The following is a 204-nucleotide window of genomic DNA, read 5'->3' as shown; positions in this document are numbered from 1 at the left end:
GCCGTTTTTTCGTGATGAAAGTGACATCGGTTTTGGCTAAATCGTCCGCCAATTCCTGGCTGAGATAACCTTTGTCACCGTAAAGAGAACCTATTAATTCTTTTGATAATTCACGAACAGGTTCCCGATCATCCACATTTCCCGCAGTCACTTTAAGCGCTAGAATTTCCCCCTGATGATTGACAACCAAGTGTAATTTGAAAC

At 42.2% G+C, this 204-nt stretch carries 1 protein-coding gene; it reads right to left on the bottom strand.

The window, feature by feature from the left end; genetic code table 11:
• On the bottom strand, nt 1–204 hold a 204-nt coding region (locus tag AAC854_RS24145), incomplete at both ends, for a transposase (protein WP_340619236.1).

This window comes from Xenorhabdus entomophaga (assembly GCF_037996725.1).
GTDB classification, from domain to species: domain Bacteria; phylum Pseudomonadota; class Gammaproteobacteria; order Enterobacterales; family Enterobacteriaceae; genus Xenorhabdus; species Xenorhabdus khoisanae.
This window is presented reverse-complemented; position numbering and strand designations above follow the sequence as displayed.